Here is a 21,744-nt window from a genome sequence, read left to right as displayed (position 1 = left end):
CTGCACACTTCCGAGCGACATGCATTAATCAGACAAGCTCGACGTCGACGACGCCGGGGGCGGCGCGAAGGGCGGCGGCGATCTCCGGCGTGATGCGGTATTTCTCCGGTAGCGCCACCTCCACCTCGCGTTTGCCCTCTTCCTTGATGACGATGAAGGAAACGAGGCCATCGCCCTTGGCGTTCAAATGGCCGGCAACCATTCTCAGCGGTCCGGAATCGCGGACATAAACGCGTAGCGCCTTCTGCATCTGCAGCGACTTTTCCTCCAGCGACTGGATCGTCTGGATGCGCAGGCCGATGCCCTCCGGCCGCTCCTCGCCGGTCGCGGTCAGCACGAAGGATTTGCCTGACTCCAGCACGTCGCGATACTGGTTGAGCATTTCCGAAAACAGCACCGCTTCGAACTGGCCCGAAGAATCGGAGAAGACGATGATGCCCATCTTGTTGCCGGTGCGGGTCTTGCGCTCCTGCTTCGAGATGACGGTACCGGCAAGGCGCGCATTGGCCGCGCCCTGTTTGATGGCGGCGGAAAATTCGGCAAAGGTCTGCACCCGCATCTTCTGCAGGATATTGTTGTAGGAATCGAGCGGGTGGGCTGTGAGATAGAAGCCCAGCACCTGGAACTCCTTGAGCAGCCGCTCGGAGGGGAGCCAGGGCGAGAACGGCGGCAGGGAGATTTTCTCTGGCCCCGACGTCAACGTACTGCCGAAAATGTCCGACTGGCCGCTCAGTTTGTTCTCCTGGGCGCGCTGGGCATAACCGAGAATGCGGTCGAGGCCGGCTGCTAGCTGGGCGCGGTCCATGTCGAAACAATCGAAGGCGCCGGCATAGATCAGGCTTTCGAGCACGCGACGATTGACCTGACGCGGATCGATGCGCAGGCAGAAGTCCTCGATGCTCGCAAAGGGCTTGTCGCCACGCACCTCGACAATATGGTCGACGGCGGATTCGCCGACGCCCTTGAGGGCGGCGAGCGCGTAGTAGATGCGGTTGTCGCCGGTCTCGAAATGACGGAAGGAGCTCTGCACCGAGGGTGCGATCACCTCGATGCCGAGGCGCTTGGCATCCTGACGGAAATCATTGACCTTTTCCGTGTTGGACATGTCGAGCGTCATCGAAGCGGCGAGGAATTCGACCGGGTAGTGCGCCTTCATGTAGGCCGTCTGGTAGGAGACGATGGCATAAGCGGCGGCATGCGATTTGTTGAAGCCGTAATTGGCGAACTTCGCCAGCAGTTCGAAGATATTGTCGGCCTGCGGCTTCGATACGCCGTTCTTGACGGCGCCAACGACGAAGCGCTCGCGTTGCTGGTCCATCTCGGCCTTGATCTTCTTACCCATGGCGCGGCGCAGAAGGTCGGCCTCCCCCAGCGAATAGCCTGATAGAACCTGGGCGATCTGCATCACCTGTTCCTGATAGACGATGACCCCTTGCGTTTCCTTGAGCAGGTGGTCGATCATCGGATGGATCGATTCCAGCTCTTCGTCGCCGTGCTTGCGGGCGTTGTAGGTCGGGATGTTCTCCATCGGGCCGGGACGATAGAGCGCCACCAGCGCGATGATGTCCTCGATGCAGTCCGGCTTCATGCCGATCAGCGCCTTGCGCATGCCGGCACTTTCCACCTGGAACACACCGACCGTCTCGCCGCGCGACAGCATCTCGTAGGTCTTCTTGTCGTCGAGAGGAATGGCCGCGAGATCGACCTTGATGCCGAGCTTGGCGACGAAATCGACCGCGACCTTCAGCACGGTCAGTGTCTTCAGGCCGAGGAAATCGAATTTGACCAAGCCCGCCTGCTCGACCCATTTCATGTTGAACTGAGTAACCGGCATATCGGAGCGCGGATCGCGATACATCGGCACCAGCTTGGAAAGCGGCCGGTCGCCGATGACGATGCCGGCGGCATGGGTCGAGGCGTGGCGGTAAAGCCCCTCGATCTTCTGGGCGATGTCGAGCAGCCGCGCGACAACCGGTTCCTTTGCCGCCTCTTCCTGCAGCTTCGGCTCCTCCTCGATCGCTTTGGAGAGCGGCGTCGGATTGGCCGGGTTGTTCGGCACGAGTTTGCAGATCTTGTCGACCTGGCCGTAGGGCATCTCAAGCACGCGGCCGACGTCGCGAAGGGCGGCGCGCGCCTGCAGCGAACCGAAGGTGATGATCTGCGCCACCTGCTCGCGACCGTACTTGGCCTGGACATAGCGGATCACCTCTTCGCGGCGGTCCTGGCAGAAGTCGATGTCGAAGTCGGGCATCGAGACGCGTTCCGGATTGAGGAAGCGCTCGAAGAGCAGCGAAAAACGCAAGGGATCGACGTCGGTGATCGTCAATGCATAGGCGACCAGCGAACCGGCGCCCGAACCACGGCCAGGGCCGACCGGAATGTCATGCTGTTTGGCCCATTTGATGAAGTCGGCAACGATCAGGAAGTAGCCGGGAAAACGCATGCGCTCGATGACGCTGAGCTCGAAATCCAGCCGTTCACGATAATCCTTTTCCTCGTAGCCCGGCGACATGCCGAGCGTCGAAAGCCGCACGTCCAGCCCTTCGACCGCCTGGCGGCGCAGCTCGCTCGCCTCGGCGCGTTCGGCCTCCTCGGCATCGTCGGTCGCACCGGTGAAGCGCGGCAGGATCGGCTTTCGCGTCTTCAGCACGAAGGAGCACCGCCTGGCGATCTCGATCGTATTTTCCAGCGCTTCCGGCAGGTCGGCGAAGAGCTTGGCCATCTCGGCCCGGCTCTTCAGATAGTGATCCGGCGTCAGGCGAAAGCGGCTGTCGTCGGAGACGATGGCGTTGTGCGCGACCGCCATCAGCGCATCATGGGCGTCGTAATCGTCGCGTGTCGGAAAGAAGGCCTCGTTGGTCGCAACCAGCGGCAGGTCGTGAGCATAGGCGAGCCCGATAATCTTCTGCTCGTGCCGCTTGTCGTAAGTGCCGTGCCGCTGCAGTTCGACATAGAGCCGGTCGCCGAAGAGACGCTTCAGCGTGAGCAGCCGGGCTTCCGCCTGAGCGGGATGGCCTTCCTTGATCGCCACGTCGACTGGCCCGGTCAAGGCGCCGCTCAATGCGATCAGCCCTTCCGTGCCCGCCTCCTCCAGCCAGGAGGTGCTGATATGAACGGCCTGGTTGCTCTCGCCGCCGAGATAGGCCCGGCTGACGAGATCGACCAGCCGTTCGTAGCCGGCATCCGTCGCAGCGAGAAGAACGATCGCCGGCAGCTTGACCAGGGCCTGCTGACCGCCGCGCTTTTCGGTTTCCAACCCGTCTTCCATGTCGATCGAGACTTGGCAGCCGATGATCGGCTGCAGGCCTTCCTCCATCGCCTTCTGGGAGAATTCGAGGGCGACGAACAGATTGTTGGTGTCGGTAATCGCAATCGCCGGCTGGCTGTCGCCGGTCGCCTTGTAGAGGATCTTCTTCAGCGGCAGGGCGCCCTCGAGAAGCGAATAGGCGGAATGGACCCTCAGGTGGATGAAGCCCGGCGTGCCGGTCGCCTCTCCCATTGAACCCTTTGCCGTATCCGCCATGACATGCCTTCCCAATCACCCGAATGAATCGGACGCATTGTCGGCATAGAGGGCGATGATGTCCAGAAGAAGTCCCGCGTCCGGACCGCATGATTGCCATGCGATCCCCTGAAAACTTTAGAGCGCCATGACGATGAGCGAGAAGCTGGCAACGAACATTGCGATGGAGGTGAATGCTGCGATATCACGGATCATGTCAGTCATCGGGCTCTCCTTTACTCGTTATGTTTTCAGTTTGTTCTATGTATGTTCTCTTGTCAACAGGAATCTTTTCCTTCCTTCTTGTGTTCGAAAAAAGCCGGGATGTGCACCTGTGAATCGCTGCGAGCCAGCGCCCAATGTGACGGCCAGCAGGTTGCCCCTTCTCGGCCCGTCCCAGATCCGTCACGGCGCCTAGACGGCCAGCCCCCTCGGCGGCCCGTTTATTTCCAACCTGTGTTCACTTTTCGTTCTTTACACATCGCAGCCTATTTGCCAGCATCGGGCCGAGAGGAGAATGACATGTTGGATATTGCGATGCTGAACGAATTCGTCGTGGAGGCGAAGGCTGCGGCCTATGTCGGCGGCGGCGTGGCGCGCGCGCCCTGCCGGCCGGGTGCCCACGATATCGGTTACGAACGCGGCAACTGGCGCTATCTCGACAGCTATTTCGGCGGGACAGATTTCGCCGGACAGGAAGTGGTGTGGCTTGCCGACGAGCCCGTCTGGGCGATGAATTATTTTGGCTGCGTCATTGCGCCTGATCTCATCGACGGCGCAGCAGCCGGGATGGTGATCAAGACAGCACTTTCGGCGATGTATCGAGAGGGCCGGTTTCTTGGCGGAATGGAATTCGACCATCCGGTCGGCCGTTATATCGACCGCAGCAAAGGCGGCTGCGAGCGGTTCAGCGGCCACGAATGCATCATGGTCGATGGCCAGAAAGCCTATATGCTCGATTATCGCGGCGGGCTGGTCATCCCTTGATCGCGGCCCGCTGCTGTTCTGTCAAAAGGGCATATTGTCCGGCCAGGAGGTCGACGAGATCAGCCCCTCATCCGGCTGCCGCCACCTTCTCCCCGCTCGCGGGGCGGAGGGACATGCCGCAACGGCTTTCCCTACCCTCGACGCTGCGTTTGGCACGTCCCCTCGCCCCGTTTTTTACGGGGAGAGGGTGAGGGGCAGCCATCGGCGCAAACCGGACACCGTGGACCGCAGTCTCAGAAATCGACGATCTTGCCGTCGGAGATCGTCACGCGCCGATCCATGCGGCGGGCGAGCTCGTGATTATGGGTGGCGATGAGAGCAGCAAGGCCGGACTGACGCACCAGCGCTTCCAGCGCGTCGAAGACATAGCTTGCCGTTTCAGGGTCGAGATTGCCGGTAGGCTCGTCGGCAAGAAGCAGGGTCGGCGCATTGGCGACGGCGCGGGCAATCGCAACGCGCTGCTGCTCGCCGCCGGAAAGCTCGCCCGGGCGATGCGAGCCACGATGGCCGATGCGCATATAATCGAGGAGCTGGCCGGCCCGCTCTCCGGCTTCCTTCCAGGAAAGCCCGGCGATCAGCTGCGGCATCATGATGTTTTCCAGCGCCGAGAATTCCGGCAGCAGGTGGTGGAACTGATAGACGAAGCCGATTTCGCTGCGGCGGATCGCGGTGCGTTTCTCATCGCTCAAGCCGTCACAGGCATGGCCGTTGATGTTGACTTCACCGCCGTCCGGATGCTCCAGCAGGCCGGCGACATGCAGCAGCGTCGACTTGCCGGTGCCGGAAGGGGCGACGAGAGCGACAATCTCCCCCTTCGATATCGAAAAATCTGCGCCCTTCAGGATCGAGAGCAGCGTATCGCCCTGCCCGTAATGGCGCTCGACGCCGGTAAGCTTGAGAACGACGTTGCGTTTCATGAAGGCGGCATTCCTTATTCGTAGCGCAGGGCCTGCACCGGATCGAGCCTGGAGGCACGCCAGGCCGGGAAGATGGTCGCGATGAAGGAGAGCGTCAGCGCCATGGCGACGATCGAGATCGTTTCGCTGAGATCCATCTCGGCCGGCAGCTGGCTGAGGAAATAGACCTGCGGATTGAAGAGCACGGTGCCTGAAACCCAGGAGAAGAACTGGCGGACGGATTCGATGTTGACGCAGACGAGGACGCCGAGCAGCACACCGGCAATGGTGCCAACGATGCCGATCGCCGCTCCGGTCATGAAGAAGATGCGCATGATCGCGCCGGCGCTGGCACCCATGGTGCGCAGGATGGCGATATCGCTGCCCTTGTCCTTCACCAGCATGATGAGGCCGGAGATGATGTTCAGCGCGGCCACGAGCACGATCAGCGTCAGGATCATGAACATGACGTTACGCTCGACCTGTAGCGCCGAGAAAAAAGTCTGGTTGCGCTGGCGCCAGTCGGTGAGGTTGATCTGGCGGCCGGCCGCCTCCACTACCTTAGGCTTCAGATTGTCTATATCGTCGGGGTTGTCTACGAAGAGTTCGATCGACTGCACCAGCCCCTCGGCGTTGAAATAGAGCTGCGCCTCCTCAAGCGGCATGAAGATGATCGAGGAGTCGTATTCCGACATGCCGATCTCGAAGAGGCCGGAAATCTTGTAGGACTTGATGCGCGGGCTGACGCCCATTGGCGTAATGTCACCATCTGGCGACGTCAGCGTAATAAGGTCGCCGACGCTAAGACCCAACTGATCGGCCATGCGCGTGCCGATCAGCACGCCCTGGCCGGAGGCAAAGCCTACCATGTCTCCCGGTTTGATATTCTCAGAAACCGCTTTGAGCTTGGTCAGGTCCTCCGCGCGGACGCCGCGCACCAGCGCGCCCGTGCTGCCGCCCGCCTGGGCGGAGGCAAGTACCTGGCCCTCCACCAACGGCAGCGCCATCTTGACGCCAGGCACGGCGGCAAGCCTGCTGGCGAGGTCGGCATAATCGGTGAAAGGGCCATCGGACGGCTGGACGATCATGTGGCCGTTGATGCCGAGGATGCGCGAGACGAGCTCGGTTCGGAAGCCGTTCATCACGGCCATGACGATGATCAGTGTCGCAACGCCCAGCATGATGCCGACGAAGGAGAAGCCGGCGATCACCGAGATGAAGGCCTCCTTGCGGCGGGCGCGCAGATAACGCCACGCCACGAGGCGTTCGAAGGTGGAAAATGGCTTGCCAGCCGGACCCAAGCCGGATCTTGAACTCCGGTCCACTGCTGCCTCTGCCATTTCGCCTCCGTTTCCTTAAGCCACGAACCGGTTGATCGCCGCTTCGATGGTCATCGTTTCGCGGACGCCGGTCTTGCGGTCCTTCACTTCCACTTCGCCGTTGGCGACCGCGCGCGGGCCGGCGATGATCTGGACGGGTACACCAATCAGGTCGGCGGTCGCGAACTTCGTGCCGGCCCGGTCGTCGGTATCGTCGTAGAGCACATCTTTGCCGGCCTTGCTCAGCGCGGCATAGATCAGCTCGCAGGTATCGTCACAGGCCTGATCGCCCGCCTTCATGTTGATCACGACGATATCGAAGGGCGCGACCGATGCCGGCCAGATGATTCCGTTATCATCATGCGATGCTTCGATGATGGCGGGAACAAGGCGTGTCGGGCCGATACCGTAGGAACCCATATGAACGAAGTGTTCCTTGCCGTCAGGTCCCTGCACTTTCGCGCCCATCGGCTCGGAATATTTCGTGCCGAAATAGAAGATGTGGCCGACCTCGATGCCGCGCGCCGACAGGCGGTCGCCTTCGGGAACGGCGTTGAAAGCCGCCTCGTCGTGCATTTCCGAGGTCGCCGCATAGAGCGAGGTCCATTTGTCGAAGATCGCCTGCAGGCCCTCGACACTGTCGAAATCGGTGTGTTCGCCAGGAATATCGAAGTCGACGAAATCCTTGTGACAGAAGACTTCGGATTCGCCGGTATCGGCGAGGATGATGAATTCATGGCTGAGCTTGCCGCCGATCGGGCCGGTGTCGGCGCGCATCGGAATGGCGCGCAGGCCGAGCCGGTCGAAGGTTCTGAGATAGGCGGCGAACATCTTGTTATAGGAATGCTCCGCCGCCTCGCGCGTCAGATCGAAGGAATAGGCATCCTTCATCATGAATTCACGCGAGCGCATGGTGCCGAAGCGCGGACGGATCTCGTCACGGAACTTCAGCTGGATATGATAGAGATTGAGCGGCAGGTCCTTATAGGATTTGACGGAAGAGCGGAAAATATCCGTCACCATCTCCTCATTGGTGGGGCCGTAGAGCATCGGCCGATCCTGACGGTCCTTGATGCGCAGCATCTCCTTGCCGTAGGCGTCGTAGCGGCCGCTTTCCTGCCAGAGTTCGGCCGATTGCAGGGTCGGCATCGACAACTCGATGGCGCCGGCGCGGTTCTGCTCGTCGCGGATAATGGCGTTGACCTTGTCGAGCACGCGCTTGCCCAGCGGCAGCCAGGAATAAATGCCCTGCGACTGCTGGCGGATCATGCCGGCGCGCAGCATCAGCCGGTGGGAGACGATTTCCGCCTCCTTGGGGTTTTCCTTGAGGATGGGCATGAAATAGCGGGATAGACGCATGGCGGATTCCGGAGCAGTTGAGATCCCGCAGCAGGCGGAATCGAAAGACCATTGTTAATGTCGGGAGCGTTCATAGCCGCTTCGCGGCAGGAAGGAAACCCGCAACGGATGGCGGCAACCTCCCGGAAGCGCATGTTCGCACCAGCAAAATAAAAGGGCATGAAAAAGCGCGTGTTTATAAGGACTTGTACGAAAATCTTGTCAACAGAAAAATTTTACTAGAGTGTAGCAAAAATGCAAAAAAAGCTGATGACAAAGCCCAATGTTTGAGCTAGTTTTAGCTCACAAAACAGGCAGGAAGTTAAATTCTTGCCGAATTCGCGGTCAAGTCTTGGGAGGATCAGATCTTAGGCGCGCTCGTCGCAGCCCCGGCAACGGTTACAGATCACGCGATACTTAAAACAAGGCTTTTAGCCTTGTTTTTTTTTGGCTTTTCCACCTCCATCCCATCCAAAATCCGACCGACTTCCGTAAGGGAATAGCCCTCATTCCGTTACGCGAGTTCTTTGCCGCAACAGCATGACGCTCGTATGACGAAACGCGCAGCTTACATCTGCCCAAAGTTTGAGCAAAAGCCACGATTCAATAGAAGCTAGGGCCGAGTTGCGGCAGGGCGTCGAAGCCCCAGCCGAAATAGGTGTCGCAGACGTACCAGAGGCCGTAGACCAGAGCCGAAATCAGTGTCGTCAGCGAAAACACGAAAGCGGCGCGAAACCGGGCGGGCGCACTTGGAACGGTGCCGAGCACGACGTCGTTGTCGTCCGCCTGGGTGCGCAGGCCGATCGGCAGAACGGCGAAAAGCGTCATCCACCAGATGACGAAGTAGACGGCAAATCCCTGAAGAAAGATCTGGAGCATTATGGTTCCCGTTGATGCCGCGCTGATATCGCGTCGTTATACGGCGGAATCGCGACCAACTCAAAGCGAACGAAAGGTTTAGCCGTCCTCGGGTCACTCTGCCGCAGCAGGGCTATCATTCTGCCGTTGCAGGGCTCAGGCCTGTTCGAGTTCGATCAGCGTGCCGAAGAAATGTTTGGGATGCAGAAACAGTACCGGCTTGCCGTGCGCGCCGGTCTTCGGCTGGCCGTCGCCAAGCACCCTCGCGCCCGCATCGACCAGCCGGTCACGGGCGAGAAGGATATCGTCCACCTCGTAGCAGATGTGATGCATGCCGCCGGACGGGTTCTTTTCGAGGAAGGCGGCGATCGGCGAGGTAGCCCCGAGCGGCTGCAGCAATTCGACCTTGGTGTTCGGCAATTCGACGAAGACGACGGTGACGCCGTGTTCCGGCAGAGCCTGCGGCTGCGATACGGCAGCACCCAGCGTATCGCGATAGGCGGCCGTCGCCGCGGCCAGATCGGGCACGGCGATGGCGATATGGTTGACCCGACCGAGCATGCTCAGACCTTGGTGACGAAGGCGGTGACAAGGGGTTTCTTGCCCCAGGTGTTGTTCGCGGCCGAGCGGATGGCGCGGCGCACGGCCTCCTGCAGCATGTCGATATCCTTGCGGCGGGCGCGCGGAATGCTCTCGATGGCGCTGACCGCCGCGTCGAAGAGCGTATCCTCCATATCCTCTCCCTCGTCATCGTAGGTCGGCAGGCCGATCGAAATGAGGTCGGGTTCGCCGACGATGTCATAGCGGGCGTCGAGCACGACATTGACAGCGACATGGCCGACATAGGAGAGCTTCTTGCGCTCGCCGATCCCCATCTCGTCGAAATCGCCGATCAGCGTGCCGTCCTTGTAGATGCGGCCATGCGGCGCCTCGCCGATCACCTCGACCGGACCGGGCGCCAGCCGCAGAATGTCGCCGTTGCGCACCCGCGGCACCAGCGCGATGCCGGATTGCTCGGCAAGCTCCTTGTGGGCCGTCAGATGTATCGCCTCGCCATGCACCGGCACGACGATCTTCGGCCGCGTCCACTCATACATCCGCTGCAGCTCGTTGCGGCGCGGATGGCCGGAAACGTGGACCAGCGCCTCTGTATCGGTGATGATGTGCACGCCTTGCTCGACGAGGCCGTTCTTGATGTCCTGGATCGCCTTCTCGTTGCCGGGAATGGCGCGCGAGGAAAAGACGACGATATCGCCCGCCGCAAACGCCACATTGCGCATCTCGTCGCGCGAGAGCTTGGCAAGGGCTGCCCGCGCCTCGCCCTGGCTGCCAGTGAGGATGACGACGACCTTGTCGCGCGGGATATAGCCGTATTCCTCCTCGGAGATGAAGGGCTTCACGCCTTCCATCAGGCCGACATCCTGGGCGACGTCGACGACGCGCTTCAGCGAACTGCCGAGCAGCAGCACTTCGCGGCCTGCCGCCTCGGCTGCCTCGGCTACGGTGCGGATACGCCCGACATTCGACGAGAAAGTGGTGATCGCCACCCTGCCCTCGGCATCCTCGATGATCTTGCGCAGGCTTTCGGACACATCCTTCTCGGAGGGCGAGACACCGTCGCGCAGCGCATTGGTGGAATCGCACATCAGCGCCAGCACGCCCTCGTCGCCGAGCTGGCGGAAACGCGTCTCGTCGGTCAGAGGCCCGAGCGAAGGCTCGTGGTCGATCTTCCAGTCGCCGGTATGAATGACATTGCCGACCGGCGTGCGGATCATCAGCGACATCGGCTCGGGGATCGAATGGTTGACGGCGACGCCTTCGATGCTGAAGGGGCCGACATTGATCGTATCGCCGGCCTTGAACGGCGTCACCGGCACTTCGCCGATCTTAGCCTTCTCGAAATTGCGCTTGGCTTCGAGCAGACCTGATGTAAAACCAGAGGCATAGACCGGCACGTTGAGGGCGGGCCAGAGGTCGGCGAGCGCACCATAATGGTCTTCATGCGCATGGGTGATGATGATCGCCTTGAGGTTCTTTCGTTCGCTGGCGAGGAAGCGGATATCGGGCAATACGAGGTCGACGCCCGGCAGGTCGGGCCCCGGAAAAGTGACGCCACAATCGACCATGATCCACTGGCGATGCTCGGGCGGGCCGTAGCCGTAGAGAGCGAGATTCATGCCAATCTCACCGACACCGCCCAGAGGCAGGAATACCAGTTCGTCCTGTTTCGCCATAATTTTCGATTTTTCCGCTATCCAAAAAACACATCACCGGCAGCAATGGGCATTATCCTGCCAGCGCCGGTATCGAGCATCAACAAGCCATTATCATCAATTCCGGCGAATTGTCCGGAAATCGATCGGTCCGGCAAATTGACCGTAATCTTTTCGCCGATGCCGCAGGCGATCGCGCGCCAGAGCGCCGTGATCTCGCCGATGCCACGGCCCTGGTCCCATATTTCAAGCACCTCCGCCGTGGCGGCGAAGAGATGCGCGAAGAGCTCCTCCGGCGACGCCGTACTTCCCTGCTGGCGCAGGCAGGTGACGGGGTAGAGCGGATTGTCCGGCATCACAGAGATATTGATGCCGATGCCGACGATCAGCGCGTAACGTCCGTCCGGCAGCCGCTCGCCTTCGACGAGAATGCCGCAGGTCTTCTTTCGGCCGATGAGAATATCGTTCGGCCATTTGACCTCGAGCGGTTCGGCACCGAGCGGCAGCATCCTGCGGATCGCCTGGTGCACGGCAACGGCGATCGCCAACGGCAGGGAGCCAAGGCGCTCCATCGGGGCCGGGTCGATCAGAAGAAGAGAAGCGTAGAGATTGCCGCGTTCGGAAACCCAGAGCCTGCCGCGGCGGCCGCGGCCGCCCGTCTGCCTCTCGGCGGTCACCCAGAGATTGCCGCCATCGCCCGCCCGAGCCCGGGCGAGGCATTCGCTGTTGGTGGACGATGTTTCCGACAGAGCCTCGTGCCTGAAATCGCCGAGCGATATCCGGCGCCGTCCGTCGGCAGCCATCAAAAGAGCGTCGCAGCGGCAAGCTCTGCCGCACCGCCGATCGGGCCGCCGATGAGGACATAGGCGGTGACGAAGAGACCGGAGAGACCGAAGACCAGACGCAGCGCTCCGGAGACACGGGCGAATTCGCCTGTGGCTTCATCGAACCACATCAGCTTGATGACACGCAGATAGTAGTAAGCGCCGACGACCGAGGCGAGAACGCCGATGATGGCGAGCGCATAGAGCTTGGCTTCGATGGCGGCGACGAAGACGAAGTACTTCGCGAAGAAGCCGGCGAGCGGCGGGATGCCGGCAAGCGAGAACATCAGCGCCGTCAGCACCACGGCCATAAACGGGTTCGTTGTGGAGAGTCCGGCGAGATCGTCGACATTCTCGACGACGGTGCCGTCCTTGCGGCGCATCGACATGATGATCGCAAAGCTGCCGAGCGTCATGACCATGTAGATGACCATGTAAAGCATGACACCAGTGACGCCGGTCTGGTTGCCGGCGGCAAGGCCGACCAGGGCATAACCCATGTGGCCGATCGAGGAATAGGCCATCAGCCGCTTGATGTTCTTCTGGCCGATCGCGGCAAACGAGCCGAGCAGCATCGAGGCGATCGAGATGAAGACGACGACCTGCTGCCAGTCCGCCAGAACCGGCTGGAAGGCGGTGATGACGATGCGGGTCATCATCGCCATGGCGGCAACCTTGGGGGCTGCGGCCAGGAAGGCGGTCACCGGCGTCGGCGCGCCCTCATAAACGTCCGGCGTCCACATATGGAAGGGAACGGCGGAGATCTTGAAGGCGATGCCGGCGAGGATGAAGACCAGGCCGAAGATCAGGCCGAGCGAACGCGCACCTTCGACGGACAGCGCCTGGGCGATTTCGGAGAAGTGGGTGTGGCCGGTGAAGCCATAGACCAGCGACATGCCGTAGAGCAGCATGCCGGAAGAAAGCGCGCCGAGGACGAAATATTTCAGGCCGGCTTCGGTCGACTTCAGGCTGTCACGGTTGATCGCTGCGACGACATAGAGCGCGAGCGACTGCAGTTCCAGCGCGAGATAGAGCGAGATCAGGTCGTTGGCCGAGATCATCAGCAGGATGCCAAGGGTCGCAAGCACCAGGAGAACCGGGAACTCGAACTTGTCGAGCTGATTTTCACGGGCGTGGCCGATCGACATGAATATGGCAACCAGCGAACCGATCAGCGCCACCAGCTTCATGAAGCGCGAGAAGCCGTCCGCCATGTAGACGCCGCCATAGGCAAGGCCTTCTGCCGGCACGAAGAGCAGCCACAGGCCGGAGGCCAGGAGCAGGACGATCGCCAAGCCGGTGACGACAAGGCCCGACCGCTCGCCGGAGAAGACGCCGACCATCAACAGGACAAGGGCGCCGACCGCGAGGATGAGCTCCGGCGCGGAAAGATGCAGACTGAGGAGAATTGTTTCAGCGGTCATGTCCAATAAGTCCCGTCATCATTTCATAGACAGCGCAACATTCTGCGCTGCGTGCACGGCGGCCGTGTAATTGTTGACCAGCAGATCCACCGAGGCGGCCGTCGCATCGAAGACCGGAGCCGGATAAACGCCGAAGAAGATGGTCAGCGCAACCAGCGGGTAGAGGATCAGCTGTTCGCGTCTGGAAAGATCGAGCAGCGCCTTCAGCTTTTCCTTCTCCAGCGCGCCGAAGATCACCCGGCGATAAAGCCAGAGCGCGTAGGCGGCTGAGAGGATGACGCCGGTGGCGGCAAAGAGCGCTACCCAGGTGTTGACGCGGAAGACGCCGATCAGCGTCAGGAATTCGCCGATGAAGCCCGACGTGCCGGGAAGCCCGACATTGGCCATGGTGAAGACCATCATCGCCACGGCATATTTCGGCATATTGTTGACGAGGCCGCCATAGGCGTTGATCTCGCGGGTATGGGTACGGTCATAGACGACGCCGACGCAGAGGAAGAGTGCGCCGGAGACGATGCCGTGCGACAGCATCTGGAAGATCGAACCCTGAACGCCCTGCATGTTGGCGGCAAAGATGCCCATGGTCACATAGCCCATGTGGGCCACGGAGGAATAGGCGATCAGCTTCTTGATATCGTCCTGCATCATCGCCACCAGAGAGGTATAGATGATGGCGATGACGGACATGGCGAAGACGAGCGGCGCGAAATAATCGGACGCGACCGGGAACATGCCGAGCGAGAAGCGGATGAGACCGTAGCCGCCGAGCTTCAGCAGCACGCCGGCCAATATCACCGAGCCTGCCGTCGGCGCCTGAACGTGGGCATCGGGAAGCCATGTATGGACCGGCCACATCGGCATCTTGACCGCGAAGGAGGCGAAGAAGGCAAGCCATAACCAGGTCTGAAGCGCTGGCGGGAACTTGTAGGCGAGCAGCGCGGTGATATCCGTCGTGCCGGCCTGCCAGTACATCGCCATGATGGCGAGCAGCATCAGCACCGAGCCGAGCAGCGTATAGAGGAAGAACTTGTAGCTCGCATAGACGCGGTCCTTACCGCCCCAGACGCCGATGATCAGGAACATCGGAATGAGGCCCGCCTCGAAGAAGACGTAGAACAGCACGATATCGAGCGAGACAAAGACGCCGACCATCATCGTTTCGAGGATGAGGAAGGCGATCATGTATTCCTTCAGGCGCTTCTCGATCGAGAGCCAGCTCGCCAGCACACAGAAGGGCATGAGGAAGGTCGACAGGATGACGAACAGCATCGAGATGCCGTCGACGCCGAGGTGGTAACCGATGCCGGTGCCGAGCCAGTCATGCTTCTCAAGCATCTGGAAGCCTGGATTGGCGTTGTCGAAGCCGGTCCAGATGAAGAGCGAAACGACGAAGGTGAAGACGGTGGTGATCAGCGAGATCCACAGCACGTTCTTGCGACCGCTTTCGCTCTCGCCGTTCATCAATAGCAGGAGCACCACGCCGACGAGCGGCAGGAAGGTGACCGTTGAAAGAATAGGCCAATCGGTCATCAGAAGGAACTCCCGAGCATCATCCAGGTAACGAGCGCCGCAATGCCGATCAGCATGGCGAAGGCGTAGTGATAGAGGTAACCGGTCTGCAGGCGGACCACGCGATCGGTGACGGCGACGACGCGGGCGGCGACGCCGTTCGGGCCGTAGGTGTCGATGACGCCGACATCCCCCTTCTTCCACAGGAAGCGACCGAGCGCCTTGGCGGAGCGGACGAAGAGGAAATCATAGAGTTCGTCGAAATACCACTTGTTCAACAGGAACTGGTAAAGCACGCGGTGCTGCTGCGCGAGGATGCGCGGCGTCTGCGGCGAGCGGATATACATGTACCAGGCGGTGACGAAGCCGAGAACCATGGCGATGAAGGGGCTCAAGCCGACGAGCGCCGGAACATGGTGGAACTCTTCGACGAGTTCGTTCTCGGCGCCTGTGAAGAGCGCCCCCTTCCAGAACTCGGCATATTCCTCGCCGTAGAACCGGCCTTCGAAGATCACGCCGGCAACTACCGCGCCGATCGCCAAGAGATAGAGCGGCACCAGCATGACCTGCGGCGACTCGTGGACGTGGTGCATCACCTCGTGCGAGGCGCGCGGCTTGCCGAAGAAGGTCATGAAGATCAGGCGCCAGGAATAGAAGCTCGTAAAGAGAGCCGCGATGACCAGCAACGCGAAGGCGAAGCCCGCGACCGGCGAATGCGATGCATAGGTCGCCTCGATGATCACGTCCTTGGAGAAGAATCCGGCAAGACCGATCGGCGTGAAGGGAATGCCAAAACCGGTGATCGCCAGCGTGCCGATGATCATCAGCACGGCGGTAACTTTAATATGCGGCCACAGGCCGCCCATGTAGCGCATGTCTTGCTCGCCATCGACGGCATGGATAACCGAGCCGGCGCAGAGGAAGAGTAGCGCCTTGAAGAAGGCGTGCGTGAAGAGATGGAAGATCGCTGCGCCATAGGCCCCGGCTCCCAGTGCCACGAACATATAGCCGAGCTGCGAGCAGGTGGAATAGGCGATGACACGCTTGATGTCGTTCTGCACGAGAGCGACGGTTGCCGCAAAGAAGGCGGTGATCGCGCCGATGACAGTGACGACAACCAGCGCATCCGGCGACAGTTCGAAAAGCGGCGACATGCGGGCGACGAGAAAGACGCCGGCGGTGACCATGGTGGCGGCATGGATAAGGGCCGAGACCGGAGTCGGGCCTTCCATGGCGTCCGGCAGCCAGGTGTGCAGCAGGAACTGCGCCGACTTGCCCATCGCGCCCATGAAGAGCAGCAGGCAGATCCCGGTCAGTGCATGCGCCTTGTCGAGTTGCATGCCGAAGAGATTGAGGATCACCTCGCCCGCTTCGCCGCCGCCTTCATGCGGGGCGAAGTTCGAGGCATTGGCGAAGATCGTGTCGAGGTTGATCGAGCCGAACAGCGCGAAGACGCCGGCAATGCCGAGCACGAAGCCGAAGTCGCCGACGCGGTTGACGATGAAGGCCTTCATCGCCGCAGCCGTCGCCGACGGCTTCTTGAACCAGAAGCCGATCAGCAGATAGGAAGCGAGACCGACGCCTTCCCAGCCGAAGAACATCTGGGCGAGATTGTCAGCTGTCACCAGCATCAGCATGGCGAAGGTGAAGAGCGAGAGATAGGCGAAGAAGCGCGGACGATGCGGATCGGTATGCATGTAGCCGATCGAATAGACGTGCACCAGCGTCGAGACCGTGTTGACGACGATCAGCATGACTGACGTCAGCGTATCCACACGCAGCGACCAGGAGGCGTCGATGCCGCCGGACTGGATCCAGCGTAGCACCTCGACCTTGATCGGGCCACCTTCGGCGTGACCCATGCCGACGGTGAAGAAGACGACCCAGGACAGGATGGCAGCGATGATCATCAGGCCGCTGGTGACATATTCCGAAGCCTTGGCGCCGATCGCGCGGCCGAAAAGGCCGGCGACGATCGCACCGATCAACGGAAGAAAGACAATAGCCTTATAGAGGAACATGAGCCACTCAGCCCTTCATCATATTGACGTCTTCGACCGCGATCGAGCCGCGGTTGCGGTAGAAGACAACGAGAATTGCAAGACCGATCGCCGCTTCGGCAGCCGCGACTGTCAAGATGAACAGCGCGAAGACCTGGCCGACGATGTCGTTCAGGAAGTGGGAGAAGGCGACCATGTTGATGTTGACGGCAAGCAGGATCAGTTCGATCGACATCAGGATGACGATAACATTCTTCCGGTTCAGGAAGATGCCGAAGACGCCGAGCGTGAAGAGGATGGCGCTGACCGTCAGGTAGTGGGAAAGTCCGATGACCATGTTCTTTGTTCCTTGACCTGCCTTTAGACGCCCTGCCCGGGCTTGACCGAAACCACCTCGACGGCGGTGGCGGGCGTGCGGGCAACTTGCCTCGGAATATTCTGCCGCTTGATGTTGGTGCGGTGTCTCAACGTCAGCACGATCGCGCCGATCATCGCGACCAGGAGCACCAGACCGGCGATCTGGAAGAAATAGACGTAGTTGGTGTAGAGCACGTCGCCGAGAGCGGCGGTATTGGTGCGCTCGCTCAACGCCGGGATCGGCATGGCGACTGATTTGGCGATCTCAGGCGAGATAACGCTGCCGCCGATGACGACGATCAGTTCGGCCGCCAGGATCACCCCGATCAGCCCGCCGATCGGCGCATATTCGAGAACGCCGGCCCTCAGTTCGGTGAAGTCGATATCGAGCATCATCACCACGAAGAGGAAGAGAACGGCGACGGCGCCGACATAGACGACGAGCAGGATCATCGCCAGGAATTCGGCACCGGCCAGCAGGAAGAGGCCGGCCGCGTTGAAGAACACCAGGATCAGGAACAGAACCGAGTGAACCGGGTTCTTCGCCCAGATGACCATGAACGCCGACGCCACCGCGACAAAGGCGAAAAGATAGAAAAATAGAGCCTGCAGACCCATGTTGGTGCCTTTTTCATCTTCCCCCGGGCAGCCGGGAGTTTCCCTGCCCGATGGAGCTTTCGCTGGTGCTAACCGGCAAAGCTCCTGTGCATATTGACCACGACAGGAGCACTTAAGCTCCATCGCGGCATTTCAAAATCTCAATCAGCGGTACGGCGAGTCGATCGCGATGTTGCGGGCGATTTCGCGCTCCCATCGGTCTCCGTTGTCCAGAAGCCGCGCCTTGTCGAAATAGAGCTCTTCGCGGGTTTCCGTCGCAAATTCGAAATTCGGGCCTTCGACAATCGCATCGACCGGGCAGGCTTCCTGGCAGAAGCCGCAATAGATGCACTTCACCATGTCGATGTCGTAACGGACCGTGCGGCGCGTGCCGTCATTGCGGCGCGGCCCCGCCTCGATGGTGATTGCCTGGGCAGGACAGATCGCCTCGCAAAGCTTGCAGGCGATGCAGCGTTCCTCGCCGTTCGGATAACGGCGCAGCGCATGCTCGCCGCGGAAACGCGGGGAAACCGGACCCTTTTCGAAGGGATAGTTGATCGTCGCCTTCTGGCGGAAGAAATAGCGCATCGACAGAAAGAACGCGCCGACGAATTCCTTGAGAAACAGCGAGCTGATGGAGCCGGACAAGCTTGCCATCTTCAACCTCCAATTTTGCCGGAAACGAGAGCGGACATGATCATGCCCAACCCATCAGTTTCAGCACGAATGCAACGATGACGACCATGGCGAGCGACAGCGGCAGGAAGACCTTCCAGCCGAGGCGCATGAGCTGGTCGTAGCGGTAGCGCGGAACGAAGGCCTTGACCATCGCGAACATGAAGAACACCAGACAGGCCTTCAGTGTGAACCAGATGATGCCGGGGACCCAGTTGAGGATCCAGATATCGACCGGGGGCAACCAGCCGCCGAGGAAGAGGATCGTCGTCAGCGCGCACATCAGGCAGACGGCCGCATACTCGCCGAGCATGAACATCATGTATGGCGAGGAGCCGTATTCGACCATGAAGCCGGCGACGAGTTCCGATTCGGCTTCCGGAAGGTCGAAGGGCGGGCGGTTCGTCTCGGCAAGTGCCGAAATGAAGAAGATGATGAACATCGGGAAGAGCGACAGCCAGTGCCAGTCGAGGAACGACGCCGGCAGGCCGAGCATGGTGCCGAGGCCGGTATGCTGCGCATTGACGATATCGGTCAGATTCAGCGAGCCGACGCAGAGAAGCACGGTGACGATGACGAAGCCGATCGAGACTTCATAGGACACCATCTGTGCCGCCGAGCGTAGCGCGCCGAGGAACGGATACTTCGAGTTCGAAGCCCAGCCGCCCATGATGATGCCGTAAACCTCGAGCGAGGAGATCGCGAAAATATAGAGGATGCCGACATTGATGTTGGCGATCACCCATCCGTCGGCCAGCGGTACCACCGCCCAGGTGGATAGCGCCAGAAGCACCGTCACCAGCGGGGCAAGCAGGAACACCGCCTTGTTGGCGCCGGCTGGAATGATCGGCTCCTTGAAGACGAACTTCAGAAGGTCGGCGAAGGACTGGAACAGGCCGAAGGGACCGACGACGTTCGGGCCGCGGCGCAGCTGCACGGCCGCCCAGATCTTGCGGTCGGCGAGCAGCACATAGGCGATGAAGACGAGCAGGCAGACGAGAAGCAGCAGCGACTGACCGATCATGATGATCGCCGGCCAGACATAGCTTGAAAAGAAAGAATCCATAGTCCCCTGCCCTTACTCTGCCGCGACTTTGAAGTTGTTGCGGGCCAATGCCGAGCACTCCGCCATGACAGCCGAGGCACGCGCTATCGGGTTCGTCAAATAGAAGTCTTTCACCGGCGACGCAAACCCGGATTTGTTCATCCTGCCGGCTTTTTTCGCAACTGCGGCAATTTGGGCGCTATCGGTTTCAGCGATCTCGTCGATGGCGGCGAAATGCGGGAAAGCGGCATAGAGCCGGACACGCAATTCGCTGAGCGAATCGAAGGGAAGCTTCTTGCCGAGCACGTCGGAAAGGGCACGGATGATCGCCCAGTCCTCGCGGGCGTCACCCGGCGCAAAACCTGCGCGGTTGCCCATCTGGACGCGGCCTTCGGTGTTGACCCAGGTGCCGGACTTTTCGGTATAGGCTGCGGCCGGCAGGATGACGTCGGCATGGTGCGCGCCATTATCACCATGCGAGCCGATATAGATGGTGAGCTTGGCCCTCTTGGCGGTGAAGTCGAGCTCGTCGGCGCCGAGCAGGAAGAGCACGTCCATCGCCGTCAGCATCTCGGCGGCATTGACGCCCTTGGCGCCCGGCACGAAGCCGAGGTCGAGGCCGCCGACACGCGCGGCAGCGGTATGGAGGACGGCAAAGCCGTTCCAGCCTTCGACGACCGCGCCGACCGAGCCGGCGAGCTTGGCAGCACTGGCGAGAACGCCGGCGCCATCGGTGCGCGACAGCGCGCCCTGGCCGATGATGATCATCGGCTTGGCGGCGTTCTTCAGCACGTCCGCGAAGGCGTGGGTGCCGTCGACCAGATCCTTCAGCGTGTCGGGACCGCCGCCGAGGTAATCATAGCTGTAGCGCAGTTCAGCACGCTCGCCGATCACCCCGATCGGGAACTTGCCGCGGCGCCAGCGCTTGCGGATGCGGGCGTTGAGGATGGCCGCCTCGAAGCGCGGATTGGCGCCGATGATCAATAGCGCATCGGCCTGGTCGATGCCGGATATGGTCGGGTTGAAGAGATAACTTGCACGGCCGAGCGACGGATCGAGTGCCGCCCCATCCTGGCGACAGTCGAGATTGGCCGACCCCAGCGACTTCACCAGTTCGGAGAGCGCATACATTTCCTCGACGGAAGCGAGGTCGCCTGATATCGCGCCGATCTTGTCACCCGAGGTTGCGCCGACGGCGGCCTTGATGGCGCCGAAGGCTTCGGCCCAAGTGGCGGGCTGCAGGCGGCCGTCGCGGCGAACATAGGGCCGGTCGAGGCGCTGGGTCTTCAGGCCGTCCCAGATGAAGCGGCTCTTGTCGGAAATCCACTCCTCATTGATCGTCTCATTGACGCGCGGCAGGATGCGCATGACTTCACGGCCGCGGGTGTCGACGCGGATCGCCGAACCGACGGCATCCATGACGTCGATCGATTCGGTCTTGTTCAATTCCCACGGGCGCGCGGTAAAGGCGAAGGGCTTCGAGGTGAGCGCGCCGACCGGGCAAAGGTCGACGACGTTGCCCTGCAGCTCGGAGGTCATCGCCTGTTCGAGATAGGTGGTGATCTCCGCATCCTCGCCGCGGCCGATCAGGCCGAGCTCGGAAATGCCGGCGACCTCGGTTGTGAAGCGGACGCAGCGCGTGCAGTGGATGCAGCGGTTCATCACCGTCTTGACCAGCGGCCCGATATACTTGTCCTCGACGGCGCGCTTGTCTTCCTGATAGCGCGAGGTGTCAATGCCGAAGGCCATCGCCTGGTCTTGCAGGTCGCATTCGCCGCCCTGGTCGCAGATCGGGCAATCCAGTGGATGGTTGATCAGCAGGAATTCCATCACACCTTCGCGGGCCTTCTTGACCATCGGGGTGTTGGTGAAGACCTCGGGCAGTTCGCCGTTCGGGCCGCCGCGGATATCGCGCACGCTCATGGCGCAGGAAGCCTGCGGCTTCGGCGGGCCGCCCTTCACCTCGACAAGGCACATGCGGCAGTTGCCGGCAACCGACAGGCGCTCATGGAAGCAGAAGCGCGGAACCTCGGCACCAGCATCCTCGCACGCCTGCAATAGCGTGTAATGATCCGGAACTTCGATCTCGTTGCCGTCAATCTTCAGTTTTGCCATCGTCGCTCAGTCCTGTTTCCCGTTTGCCTGATGACGGCAAACAAACCTATTTTTGCAGCACTCTCATTGCCAAGCCGGATCTTTC

17 protein-coding genes are annotated in these 21,744 nt (G+C 61.0%); 1 reads left to right on the top strand and 16 read right to left on the bottom strand.

The window, feature by feature from the left end:
* Positions 1-28: 28 nt before the first annotated feature.
* On the bottom strand, positions 29-3,523 hold the full coding sequence (gene dnaE / locus ACIPSK_RS22070; protein WP_162117253.1) for a DNA polymerase III subunit alpha: 3,495 nt from the start codon (positions 3,521-3,523) through the stop codon (positions 29-31).
* 501 nt (positions 3,524-4,024) lie between these two features.
* On the opposite strand from dnaE, the gene ACIPSK_RS22065 reads away from it, so the two are divergent.
* The gene (locus ACIPSK_RS22065; RefSeq protein ID WP_162117252.1) at positions 4,025-4,489 is read left to right on the top strand and encodes a DUF5680 domain-containing protein; all 465 of its coding nucleotides are present in this window, start codon (positions 4,025-4,027) and stop codon (positions 4,487-4,489) included.
* A 233-nt stretch (positions 4,490-4,722) separates the two neighbouring features.
* Here ACIPSK_RS22065 and ACIPSK_RS22060 read toward each other — a convergent pair whose 3' ends face one another.
* From ACIPSK_RS22060 to nuoG, 15 genes are all read right to left on the bottom strand, one after another.
* Complete coding sequence (locus ACIPSK_RS22060; protein ID WP_162117251.1) at positions 4,723-5,406, bottom strand: ABC transporter ATP-binding protein; 684 nt, start codon at positions 5,404-5,406, stop codon at positions 4,723-4,725.
* Between the two features lie 14 nt (positions 5,407-5,420).
* A complete protein-coding gene (locus ACIPSK_RS22055) occupies positions 5,421-6,725 on the bottom strand; it encodes a lipoprotein-releasing ABC transporter permease subunit (protein ID WP_162117250.1) in 1,305 nt (434 codons plus the stop codon).
* A gap of 15 nt (positions 6,726-6,740) precedes the next feature.
* Positions 6,741-8,063, bottom strand: coding sequence for a proline--tRNA ligase (proS, locus tag ACIPSK_RS22050; RefSeq protein ID WP_162117249.1), 1,323 nt, complete (start codon positions 8,061-8,063; stop codon positions 6,741-6,743).
* A gap of 582 nt (positions 8,064-8,645) precedes the next feature.
* Positions 8,646-8,921, bottom strand: coding sequence for a DUF1467 family protein (locus ACIPSK_RS22045; RefSeq protein WP_162117248.1), 276 nt, complete (start codon positions 8,919-8,921; stop codon positions 8,646-8,648).
* 135 nt (positions 8,922-9,056) lie between these two features.
* Entirely contained in the window at positions 9,057-9,461 is a 405-nt protein-coding gene (gene mce, locus ACIPSK_RS22040) for a methylmalonyl-CoA epimerase (protein ID WP_162117247.1), read from the bottom strand.
* 2 nt (positions 9,462-9,463) lie between these two features.
* Positions 9,464-11,134 carry a ribonuclease J gene (locus ACIPSK_RS22035; RefSeq protein WP_162117246.1) on the bottom strand — a complete coding sequence of 557 codons (1,671 nt, stop codon included), beginning with the start codon at positions 11,132-11,134 and terminating at the stop codon, positions 9,464-9,466.
* A 17-nt stretch (positions 11,135-11,151) separates the two neighbouring features.
* Positions 11,152-11,916: a biotin--[acetyl-CoA-carboxylase] ligase gene (locus tag ACIPSK_RS22030; RefSeq protein ID WP_162117245.1), complete on the bottom strand. Its 765-nt coding sequence runs from the start codon at positions 11,914-11,916 to the stop codon at positions 11,152-11,154.
* Positions 11,916-13,361: an NADH-quinone oxidoreductase subunit NuoN gene (gene nuoN, locus ACIPSK_RS22025; protein WP_018484027.1), complete on the bottom strand. Its 1,446-nt coding sequence runs from the start codon at positions 13,359-13,361 to the stop codon at positions 11,916-11,918. Before nuoN ends, ACIPSK_RS22030 begins: the two co-directional genes overlap by 1 nt.
* An 18-nt stretch (positions 13,362-13,379) precedes the next feature.
* Positions 13,380-14,891 (bottom strand): NADH-quinone oxidoreductase subunit M, encoded by a 1,512-nt coding sequence (locus tag ACIPSK_RS22020; RefSeq protein WP_162117244.1) that lies wholly within the window; start codon positions 14,889-14,891, stop codon positions 13,380-13,382.
* The gene (nuoL, locus tag ACIPSK_RS22015) at positions 14,891-16,891 is read right to left on the bottom strand and encodes an NADH-quinone oxidoreductase subunit L (protein ID WP_162117243.1); all 2,001 of its coding nucleotides are present in this window, start codon (positions 16,889-16,891) and stop codon (positions 14,891-14,893) included. Before nuoL ends, ACIPSK_RS22020 begins: the two co-directional genes overlap by 1 nt.
* A gap of 7 nt (positions 16,892-16,898) precedes the next feature.
* Entirely contained in the window at positions 16,899-17,207 is a 309-nt protein-coding gene (gene nuoK / locus ACIPSK_RS22010) for an NADH-quinone oxidoreductase subunit NuoK (protein ID WP_027685143.1), read from the bottom strand.
* Positions 17,208-17,230: 23 nt separating this feature from the next.
* The gene (locus tag ACIPSK_RS22005; RefSeq protein WP_033180330.1) at positions 17,231-17,845 is read right to left on the bottom strand and encodes an NADH-quinone oxidoreductase subunit J; all 615 of its coding nucleotides are present in this window, start codon (positions 17,843-17,845) and stop codon (positions 17,231-17,233) included.
* A gap of 144 nt (positions 17,846-17,989) precedes the next feature.
* The gene (gene nuoI, locus ACIPSK_RS22000) at positions 17,990-18,481 is read right to left on the bottom strand and encodes an NADH-quinone oxidoreductase subunit NuoI (protein WP_003547385.1); all 492 of its coding nucleotides are present in this window, start codon (positions 18,479-18,481) and stop codon (positions 17,990-17,992) included.
* 40 nt (positions 18,482-18,521) lie between these two features.
* Positions 18,522-19,565: an NADH-quinone oxidoreductase subunit NuoH gene (gene nuoH, locus ACIPSK_RS21995; RefSeq protein WP_162117242.1), complete on the bottom strand. Its 1,044-nt coding sequence runs from the start codon at positions 19,563-19,565 to the stop codon at positions 18,522-18,524.
* A gap of 12 nt (positions 19,566-19,577) precedes the next feature.
* On the bottom strand, positions 19,578-21,659 hold the full coding sequence (gene nuoG / locus ACIPSK_RS21990) for an NADH-quinone oxidoreductase subunit NuoG (protein WP_162117241.1): 2,082 nt from the start codon (positions 21,657-21,659) through the stop codon (positions 19,578-19,580).
* Positions 21,660-21,744: the final 85 nt, after the last annotated feature.

This window comes from Rhizobium sp. LARHSG275 (assembly GCF_052871115.1).
The sequence above is the reverse complement of the archived record's forward strand: the minus strand, read 5'-3'. Positions and strand labels throughout refer to the sequence as shown.

Coding starts and splice junctions, on each gene's coding strand:
- ACIPSK_RS22020 (WP_162117244.1), bottom strand. CDS start 14,891: ATGACCGATTGGCCTATTCTTTCAACGGTCACCTTCCTGCCGCTCGTC.
- ACIPSK_RS22060 (WP_162117251.1), bottom strand. CDS start 5,406: ATGAAACGCAACGTCGTTCTCAAGCTTACCGGCGTCGAGCGCCATTAC.
- nuoN (WP_018484027.1), bottom strand. CDS start 13,361: ATGACCGCTGAAACAATTCTCCTCAGTCTGCATCTTTCCGCGCCGGAG.
- mce (WP_162117247.1), bottom strand. CDS start 9,461: ATGCTCGGTCGGGTCAACCATATCGCCATCGCCGTGCCCGATCTGGCC.
- ACIPSK_RS22065 (WP_162117252.1), top strand. CDS start 4,025: ATGTTGGATATTGCGATGCTGAACGAATTCGTCGTGGAGGCGAAGGCT.
- dnaE (WP_162117253.1), bottom strand. CDS start 3,523: ATGGCGGATACGGCAAAGGGTTCAATGGGAGAGGCGACCGGCACGCCG.
- ACIPSK_RS22045 (WP_162117248.1), bottom strand. CDS start 8,921: ATGCTCCAGATCTTTCTTCAGGGATTTGCCGTCTACTTCGTCATCTGG.
- proS (WP_162117249.1), bottom strand. CDS start 8,063: ATGCGTCTATCCCGCTATTTCATGCCCATCCTCAAGGAAAACCCCAAG.
- ACIPSK_RS22055 (WP_162117250.1), bottom strand. CDS start 6,725: ATGGCAGAGGCAGCAGTGGACCGGAGTTCAAGATCCGGCTTGGGTCCG.
- ACIPSK_RS22005 (WP_033180330.1), bottom strand. CDS start 17,845: ATGGGTCTGCAGGCTCTATTTTTCTATCTTTTCGCCTTTGTCGCGGTG.
- ACIPSK_RS22030 (WP_162117245.1), bottom strand. CDS start 11,916: ATGGCTGCCGACGGACGGCGCCGGATATCGCTCGGCGATTTCAGGCAC.
- nuoK (WP_027685143.1), bottom strand. CDS start 17,207: ATGGTCATCGGACTTTCCCACTACCTGACGGTCAGCGCCATCCTCTTC.
- nuoH (WP_162117242.1), bottom strand. CDS start 19,565: ATGGATTCTTTCTTTTCAAGCTATGTCTGGCCGGCGATCATCATGATC.
- nuoL (WP_162117243.1), bottom strand. CDS start 16,891: ATGTTCCTCTATAAGGCTATTGTCTTTCTTCCGTTGATCGGTGCGATC.
- nuoG (WP_162117241.1), bottom strand. CDS start 21,659: ATGGCAAAACTGAAGATTGACGGCAACGAGATCGAAGTTCCGGATCAT.
- ACIPSK_RS22035 (WP_162117246.1), bottom strand. CDS start 11,134: ATGGCGAAACAGGACGAACTGGTATTCCTGCCTCTGGGCGGTGTCGGT.
- nuoI (WP_003547385.1), bottom strand. CDS start 18,481: ATGGCAAGCTTGTCCGGCTCCATCAGCTCGCTGTTTCTCAAGGAATTC.